This window comes from Borreliella californiensis (assembly GCF_014205885.1).
GTDB lineage: Bacteria > Spirochaetota > Spirochaetia > Borreliales > Borreliaceae > Borreliella > Borreliella californiensis.
Genome location: NZ_JACHFB010000011.1, coordinates 1 through 8,829, shown reverse-complemented (window position 1 = coordinate 8,829; position 8,829 = coordinate 1). Strand labels below are relative to the sequence as shown.

Sequence of the window (8,829 nt, the reverse complement as noted above, 5' to 3'; positions counted from 1 at the left end):
TTAAAATTGTGTGCCATTAAGTATTCATCTCTATAGTTACTATAAATATCTTTTTTTAAATTTATAATTTCTAATTCACATTTATTAACAAATTCAAACACTTTTGATATTAAGTCTTCATTTCTCTTAATCTTACAGTTAACTGGTGCTGCATCGATTAAAAAGAATAAATTACAATACTCAAGCCCGGTACATGCTAGCTGCATTTGTGCTTGCACATAGTATTTGAAAAAATATTTACTGCTTAAAAAATTGCCATTTTTATTGTACTCCGCAATAGCACTACTCATATAATGAGAATCACTATTTTTAATCTCTAAAAGTTCTAAATCTCCATTATTATTAATAAACCACCCATCAATTGTTGAGCCTACTAAACTTTCTGCACTACCCATTTTTTTGAAATAATTATACTTATCAACTCCATTGGCATATTTGTTTTTATACAAAACATCAATATTATCTCCATGTGATTTAACAAATTCTCTAAATCCTAAATTTTCTAACTCTTTGCCCTTGAGCATATACAAATTCTCTTCAAAAGGCATGCTCATACCAAAATATTTAAGCACTCTATTCATCATTAAGTCTTTTAGTCCTGCACCACCAATTAGAATACTACCTACTTCACTAGCACCGTATTTATCAAGCTTGCTTCTTTGTACGCTAAAATCAATATTTCGGTTAAATCTAAAACATTCTTGACTACTTATTCCGGGTAATTTTTTACCTATCTTGCTTAACTTACTTTTTTCTTTAATGGGAGAAGATTTTTCCTCAAATATTTCACAACCAGTAAAACTTTGTTGACTAACACTTATCATTTTGAGATCTCCTTGAATATTGTCTTGTGGGTGATTATTTTTGTTTGAAACATTTGTTATGTTTGCCTCCTTTATAAGATATAAATAATTATATAGCAAAAACTATTTTTGCCAACTTTTTTATAAAAATTTTTACAAAAAAATAGAGCTTAGCTAGTTCTTTATTAGAGATTCTAGCTAAGCCTTATTTTTATTTTTTAGGAAAATGTGAGTTAATAAATACAAGTATTTATTAAAAAATATTTTTAACAAGTTAGGACTTCTAAATAACTTTTTCCTCCTATAATTTTTATTACACATAAACATATAACAAAAACTATTTTTGGCATTTTTTTGTAAAAAAATAGTCAAAATTGAAAAATATTCAAATAACTACACTGATTGTAGCAGCGTTCAACTTAGAACTAAAATCAATTTGTATTTGTTAAAATAAAAGAACCTACTTAAATTCTCTTGTTAAAAATTTAAATAAGTTCTAATTTAAAAGAAAGTAAAAATAAAATGTTTCTTTTTAAGAAGAGAATCAAGATTATAGTATTATATTTAAAAAATAAGCTGCATACTTCCCTAATATTTTAAAATATTTTAATCATTCTCAATTAAAAAAATACTTATTGAATATAGAGTAAATAATCGGAGCAAGCGTTATTCCTGCTATTAGCATTACTTGTATTGTCCTATTACTTGCATTAAGCTCATTTTTTAAACTAGATATATCTTTTTGTAAGGTCTTCTCTACACTATCAATCTTAATATTTAAATTCTTCTCTACATTATCTATCTTAGTATTTACACTATCAATCCTAATATTCAAATTCTTTTCTACATTATCTATTTTAGTATCCAAACTATCTATTTTGGCATTTAAGCTTTTCTCTACATTATCTATTTTAATATTCAAATTCTTTTCTACATTAATTATTTTCTCTTTTAAAACTTCAAAGTTGTAATTTTCATTATGAAGAAAAACAAAATCTATTGCCTCCTCGCTAAACCCTATGTTTAAAAATTCATTTTTTATACTTTCTATATTGTATGTTCTGTATGCTAAATTGCTCATAAACTACCCTTTCAACTGTTTATACTTCTTTAGCAGTTTATTAATCAAATCTTTTTGATTTTCAAAAATTTCATGCATCAAAAAACTTGTAAATTTAGCATTGTTTTTGTAGAAATCATAACTTTCTTTAGTTTTAAGTTGAAATCTTAATGGTTTTATTGGATTTTTTTTAGACATTTTAAATGTTGGACTTTCTTTATTTTGTATTAGATCAAGAGAATTTTGAATACCATTTTCTATTAAATAGTCTTCTTTAAGAATCCCCTCTTGCAAAGCAGCTGCTAATTTTAAATAAGCATAAGCTTGTGTCTTTGCTATATTATAATTCTTTATAAAAGCATCAAAACTTTTATAACCATCAAGTTTATAGTATTCGTTATCTTTTATTTCCTTTAAAATTCTAATATTGTCCACTTTATGAAATATTTCTTTTCTAAAATTTGCCTTCAATCTGTCCTTTAGAGAATTGTAATGAATAATTGCATCTTCATTAGTAACAATTTTTTTTTCAATATCAGGATCTATTTCTTCTGATAAAACTCTTTTGTTTAATTCTATTTTCATAAAAAATCTCCTCTACTTCAATATTGTCCAGTAACTGAACAATTCTTTTTAGTATATTTTTCATACATATCAAAAAATTTTGATACTGCTTCTCTGTATTCCTCGATATAATCTTTAGTCATATCAAATTCATCATTTCCAGTAATTTTTCTATTTAAATCTTCTCTTTCGTGCACGATTCCTAAAAATCCTTTTTTGGATCTTACATGTTTTAATAACTCTTTATGAGTATTGTTTTTTTTAAATCTTGTTATAAGAATAAAAATTGGAATTTTTATTCTTAAATTCTTAATATAAAATTCTAATAGCTCCAAACTTTCTACTGCCCATTTTTCTGCTGTCATTGGAACTATTATACAATCACTAGTCATTAAAGCATTGGACAAAGTAAAGTCTAGGCTTGGATTAGTATCTATTATTATATAATCATAAACTTGTTTTAAAAAAATTAAGTTATCCTTTAATCTCAACTCTTTAAGGGGAACAAATTCGCTTGAAAATTTATGCAAACTTAAATAACTTGGTATTAAATCTAAGTTATCTTTAACATTTATAATCGCATTATTTATATCTAATTTTTCTTTCAATACTCTGTATATATTTTTGCTTACAATATTAATCCCTTGACTTGCAATTTCTTTATAAAAATAACTAGTAGTAGATGCTTGTGTATCTATATCTATTAATAATACTTTATATTTTTGGGCTAGCAAAGTTGCAAATATAATTGCACTCGTACTTTTGCCAACACCGCCCTTGATTGATGCAATTGTTATTATTTCAGGTTTTTTATTATCCATTTTATTAACGGTCCTTGTTCTGGGTATTTTTTCTCATAAAACTTATATACTTGTTGTTCTAAATCTGTAAACATACTAAATAAAACTTTATTGTAGTGATTGTTTGTTCTTTTTTTATCTAATAAACGATATAATCCCTTAAAGTAACAAAAAACACTTCCGGCTTTAAATCTAAATTCCATATAATATGCCCTTGCCAATGCATATGCTTTTCTAGTCCCATTTAATTGATACTTTATTAAGGGTTTTTTGATTGGTTTTCTGTATCCATAGAAAATGCCAATAAACTTATCCCCTTCTTTAATGGGATACAAATGAGTTTCTTCAACAATTCTTTCCCCATTAAATAATGCTCGCAATGATAATCTAAATTCATGTTTTTTCTCATAAACCCCAAATTTATAAATGTCCATCATTATTTTTGTATGGTACATTGCTTTACCATTTTCTTTTTCAATCAGAATAAAGCGTTCTTTATTTTGGCATTCAACTTTACATTTTCCTCTTCTTATAGTTTCAATAGGTTCGGGTGCATTTTCCATACTTTAATCCTCATACGGCCTTTATGTAAAATTCTTCTATAGTTAAAGATTTTTTTTGATTTTTTATTAGCTCTGATAATTCAGAGTAATATGTACCAAATACTTTATTGTATTCTATTTTCCTTTGGTTATTCAAATATTCTTTTATAATAGGCTTTACAATTTCAATATTTGTATCTTTTTTTAGTTGCTCAACAAGTATATTGAAAATGTTTATTTTTAGATTTTCATAATCTTTTTGGGGATTTTCTACTTTTGATTTGATTGATTTTTCTAATTTTCTTTTTATGATATCTAAATCTTTATATTTATGATTTTCAATAATAAAATGGGGCTTAAATTTGTAGGTTTGATATACTTTTTGTAAATCTGTTTCTAATTGTTCGTTATTGTATCCGTTTTGTTCTAATTGTTTTTGAGTATTTTTTAGAATTTCTCTTAATTTTTTTTGCTTATTTTTAAAACAAGATCTATTTAAATTTGCATTAAAACTTTTTATTAATTCAAGTTCACCACGTTTTATAATTTTAATTACTTCAATTTTTGTTTTTTTATTAATATCTAAATTCAAAATAGAAAGAAAACTTTTGGACTTAATGTTACTTTTATTGTAATAGTTTTTTACTTGATATTCTTCTATTTGGTTAATTCTTTTTTCTTCTTTTATATTATTATTTTTATTACTTAAACACTCTCTCAACTCTACATTACCCTTTTTTGGAGATTTGGTATTAAGGTAGCTATTAACTCTCGATTTAAATCGAGAGTGTTTTTTTTCTTGAAAATATTGGTTGATTTTAAAGTGGCATTCATTTTTTTTACAATTAAGGTGATAGTAAATTTCAGTGCCAAAATTTACACCCAAATGTTTGTAGTAGTTGGTTGTTACTTTTATATCTTTTTCTAATCTGTAAAGATATTTTTGTAATGTTCTTAATGTAGTAGTAGCTTGACCATTTCTTTTAAGATTTTCATTAAAGAAATAGAGTATATTTTTTTGTGTATATTTCTTATATTTGGTGTTTATGTATTCTAGTGTTGAAATAAGAACTATCAATTTGTATTGATGTTTGTTGTGGTAATTTAGACTTTTTTTATTGGCTGATATTGACATAACCGTCAACCTCCTTTATAAGATAAATAATAATTAATATTATAATGCAAAATTTTGATTTAAAAGTAAATACTTTTCTAAAAAAAATATTAAATTAAATTATTAATTTCATTAATTTAATGTGCTTTTTCTAATTTAGTAAAAGATCAATTGATTTTAATTTAAAATTGGGCTACACTACAAACAGCGTAGTTGTTTAAATATTGACATTTGCGACTACCTTTATAAGATAATTTGCAAAAAATGTAATGTAAGGGTTTAGCTTAGTTCTTTGATAAAGAGAATCTAGCTAAGCCCTCATTTTTTTACAAAAATTTTTATAAAAAAGTTGGCAAAAATAGTTTTTGCTATATAATTATTTATATCTTATAAAGGAGGCAAACATGACAAATGTTTCAAACAAAAATAATTACCCACAAGATAATATTCAAGCAGAAATAAAATTTTAAAAGATATGAAAATCCTAATCAGGAATTTACCGCGTATTGACAAAAGTCTTAAAGGGTATGGGTATAAGTATCATGATTTCAATGATATAGTAGAAGAAATTTATAACGTTATTGATAAGCATAATTTGGATCTTTTTTTTACGCAGGATCCAGTTTCTAAATTTGTAGATGGTCAAAAAGAGCATGTTATTAGGACCACATTTTACAGTACAAACACTGGGTACAGAGAGGCATTTGATACCCCAATACTTATGAAAAGTAACAAAAAAATTGCTAACAAAGTAATTAACAAAATAGATATTAATAATGAAAATATTATCAATAATAATCTTGAAAAGAAAAAATTCGAAGAAAAAATCAAAGATGTTGAAAAGAAAGAATTCAGGGAGATTACTCTAATAATAAGAGATGTAATAACCCAAATATTTGCTCTTTTTGGCGCAGATAATTTTTTAGTGTTATTTCCAAGAATGGATTTAAAAGGGTTTGGATATGTTCCTCAATTGTTTTTTGTAAAACCAAAAAACGAACTCATAACACGCACTTACAATACTAGTTGTTTTAAAAGACCAGTTATCAATTATTATGATAGAAAAGCAGAATATGTCAGCTACAATCCAGTAATGACTGGTGAAAATATCTCTTTAAACGGCGGAATACTAACATCCTTATATAAGGATATGCTTTCTCTACTCAAAATGACTGTTTTTGGCAATACTATGCTACGTTTTGACGCTCATCTTGCAAAAGAACAACTAGCAAACAGACTTCAAGCTCAGGTTCCCTTTAGTATCTACAGTCCAACTTTTGGCCTAAAAGAATTGGCTGTAATTACAAGTCTTTCGTTTAAGGACACTCCTTTCATTGATGAAGTTGAAGTTAGTCTATCGATAGAAATAGTAAAAACATTTGCATTGGAAAAATATAAAGGATAAAAAATGCTGTTACTACAATATGATTTTAAAATTGAGTTCTACAATGTAGATGCATCAAAAAAATCAATTGATGGAATTCCTTTTGCCGAAGAAATTCCTAAAATTATAATCAATATACAAGATGGAATTCATATTGATATTTCCATATCCAACGTGTATTCAAACATTCATACTATAAGTTCTAAACAAGCAAAAGTCGTACTTTGGAACCTTCCCTTAGACTTCACTGACGACATTAAATTCGGAGATATAGTAAAAATACATTATAAGAAATTTGCCCACGAAAAAAATTTTGATTTTATAATGGCGGAGACTTTAGGGCATCCTATGAGCACTGATTATCCTGGTGGGGATTTTAGTGTTGAGCTTGATGTTCGTTTATTAACTAAAAGCAACTTCTTCAATCGCAAATTGGCAGGCAAAGAGGGCAAAAACTTTAAAGGCAAGACGGTGTAAGAAGCAATAGAATCTGTATTCCCCAATCGCAATATCCTTAATATGGACGAAAAAGATCGTTTTAAAATCATTGACAAAGATATTTATGCCACAACACCAAAAGAGTTTATTGACAAAATAAAAGGGGTATATGTACACAATGTAATAGCCGATATTTGGACTGGTTTACGGGAATATGAATGCTATATGATATTTACTAATTATAAAAAAAAGGGAGAAAATGCACACTACGAGGCATTAGAAGATTATGGACTTGAGTTTATTCCACAACAAGAAATTACTTTAGGCACAACACTCAAAAAAAATCTTATATTTTGGAACGCAAAAACATTTTTCACACATAAGTTAAATGTTGGAGATAAAGTTTCATTTATTGATGGGCTAGGAAAAATGATAAAAACCACCATAAAAGAAACAAGTGCTCAACTTAGCAATACAGGAGAGTGTTCATTGATACTTAAGTTAGAAGATGATTCTAATACAATACGTAAAAAATAAAGGGGACTAGACTTAGAATGAATGAAAACTATGAAATTTACAGAATGAATCAGTGCCTTTATGGACAAGTATTGGCTCAAGAAGACATAAAAAATTGGATTTATTCAAACATTTTTATAATTAAAATTGGCATTGTAAAGGAGTTTAAACAACCAACTCAAGAAGCTATTGTTACAATACCCGAATTTGAAGATTTAAAAATTCACACAAAAAATATCTCTAATATCAGTTTAGAACTATCAAAAGGTGATACCGTTTTACTACTTCAATCAAGCGTTAATATTTTTGATAAAAATAACGATATTCACTTTGACAAACATCATTTTTATATACTTAGTGCAATTAGCCCAAAGACTTTAAATCTAATCTCTGATACTGTTAAAATTAGAGCAAACAATAAAAATTGAAATAGCTAATGAAATAACGTCCTTAAAATCAATTCTAGAGAGTATCGTAAGTGCTATTAATGGAATTACTGTAAAAGGAAAAGCAGTTGTTGACTATGCAAGCTTAAAAATAACAACATCTAGAATTAGCAATAATATTAATAGTTTGTTTAAGTAATTTTTGCTAAATATGATATAATTACTAGTATGGATTTAAAATTGGGCACTAATTTTGAATTAGTATTTAATAACGATATATCACTTGTTGATGGAATTGAAGAGCAAAAACAAAGATTTTTGATATTTTTAAAAACCTTAAGGGGGAGTTTAAGCTATGCTCCTAATTGGGGACTGGACTACTTCTTACTTTTAAAACTGTTAAAAATTAATAATCTTCACGCTGTAAAAAATTATTTTCACGAAATATCTAAAGAACTTAACTTAGATTTAATAAATATTTCAACTACTATACAAGACAACAAAGCGCATATATCCTTTTTTTTCTCGGGTGATGTTTTGAATATGGAGTTTAATTTATGAGTATCGTTTTTGATTCTGATTTTGGCATTCTAAAGCGTACAATTAAGGATATATTACGGGCCAAAAGAGAATACTTGCGAATAAATTATGGGATTAATATTGATGATAGTAATAGCTCGATTTACAACATTATTGCATCTTCTTTAGCATTAATTGAAGAAGAAATAATTAATGAACTTAATCTCTTTTTTTCTAAAATGAAACCGGGTGGTACTTATTGGGCTGCTATTGAAGAACACATTTCTTCTAAAAGCACAACTTACAGTGCTGTTAGATCCGCTTTACTTAATCTTAATGGGGTAGAGCATACTAATATTAAAAGTTCAGCTGGAAAAGCCAATATATACCTAATTCTAAAAGAAGATTTACTAGACGCTAGTAAAACTAATATTAACAATCCCGAATTTAAAGCAAAACTTTGGGAAACATTATATCTAACAACTCCTAGTGGGACTTTACTTGAGGGAGACATAGAAATTGATGGACTCAATTCAACTGGACAACTTAAATCTTATAAAATATCACTAGGAAAAAGAAAATATGTTTATATGAAAGTAAAGTACAAGCTTGATCTTAAAAACTATCTCTACTTAAACATAGACTCTCAAATTAGGGACATATCTTCTAGGATTATTTCAAATAACTATTCTGATATGGGAAT

9 protein-coding genes and 3 pseudogenes are annotated in these 8,829 nt (G+C 26.5%); 6 read left to right on the top strand and 6 right to left on the bottom strand.

What is annotated here, in order from left to right:
* From HNP67_RS06310 to HNP67_RS06285, 6 genes are all read right to left on the bottom strand, one after another.
* Positions 1–884: DUF244 domain-containing protein (locus HNP67_RS06310; RefSeq protein WP_184125663.1), on the bottom strand; the 884-nt coding region annotated here is incomplete at its 3' end.
* Positions 885–1,419: 535 nt separating this feature from the next.
* Positions 1,420–1,884, bottom strand: a complete 465-nt coding sequence (gene bdr / locus HNP67_RS06305; protein WP_184125659.1) for a Bdr family repetitive protein — start codon at positions 1,882–1,884, stop codon at positions 1,420–1,422.
* A gap of 3 nt (positions 1,885–1,887) precedes the next feature.
* On the bottom strand, positions 1,888–2,448 hold the full coding sequence (locus tag HNP67_RS06300; RefSeq protein WP_184125657.1) for a chromosome replication/partitioning protein: 561 nt from the start codon (positions 2,446–2,448) through the stop codon (positions 1,888–1,890).
* Positions 2,449–2,465: 17 nt separating this feature from the next.
* Complete coding sequence (locus HNP67_RS06295; RefSeq protein WP_184125655.1) at positions 2,466–3,248, bottom strand: ParA family protein; 783 nt, start codon at positions 3,246–3,248, stop codon at positions 2,466–2,468.
* Complete coding sequence (locus HNP67_RS06290; protein WP_184125653.1) at positions 3,224–3,790, bottom strand: DUF226 domain-containing protein; 567 nt, start codon at positions 3,788–3,790, stop codon at positions 3,224–3,226. Before HNP67_RS06290 ends, HNP67_RS06295 begins: the two co-directional genes overlap by 25 nt.
* 10 nt (positions 3,791–3,800) lie before the next feature.
* Positions 3,801–4,904, bottom strand: a complete 1,104-nt coding sequence (locus tag HNP67_RS06285) for a plasmid maintenance protein (RefSeq protein WP_184125651.1) — start codon at positions 4,902–4,904, stop codon at positions 3,801–3,803.
* Positions 4,905–5,287: 383 nt separating this feature from the next.
* On the opposite strand from HNP67_RS06285, the pseudogene HNP67_RS07155 reads away from it, so the two are divergent.
* The 6 genes and pseudogenes from HNP67_RS07155 to HNP67_RS06260 all read left to right on the top strand — a co-directional run.
* Positions 5,288–5,643: pseudogene (locus HNP67_RS07155) on the top strand (ERF family protein); the annotation flags it as partial.
* A gap of 3 nt (positions 5,644–5,646) precedes the next feature.
* Positions 5,647–6,288: a DUF792 family protein gene (locus tag HNP67_RS06280; RefSeq protein WP_336509688.1), complete on the top strand. Its 642-nt coding sequence runs from the start codon at positions 5,647–5,649 to the stop codon at positions 6,286–6,288.
* Positions 6,289–6,291: 3 nt separating this feature from the next.
* Positions 6,292–7,242 (top strand): annotated as a pseudogene (locus HNP67_RS06275) (DUF693 family protein).
* 17 nt (positions 7,243–7,259) lie between these two features.
* Positions 7,260–7,806 (top strand): annotated as a pseudogene (locus HNP67_RS06270) (DUF777 family protein).
* A gap of 29 nt (positions 7,807–7,835) precedes the next feature.
* The gene (locus HNP67_RS06265) at positions 7,836–8,168 is read left to right on the top strand and encodes a DUF2634 domain-containing protein (protein WP_184125649.1); all 333 of its coding nucleotides are present in this window, start codon (positions 7,836–7,838) and stop codon (positions 8,166–8,168) included.
* On the top strand, positions 8,165–8,829 hold a 665-nt coding region (locus HNP67_RS06260), incomplete at its 3' end, for a DUF276 domain-containing protein (protein ID WP_184125647.1). The genes HNP67_RS06265 and HNP67_RS06260, both read left to right, overlap by 4 nt.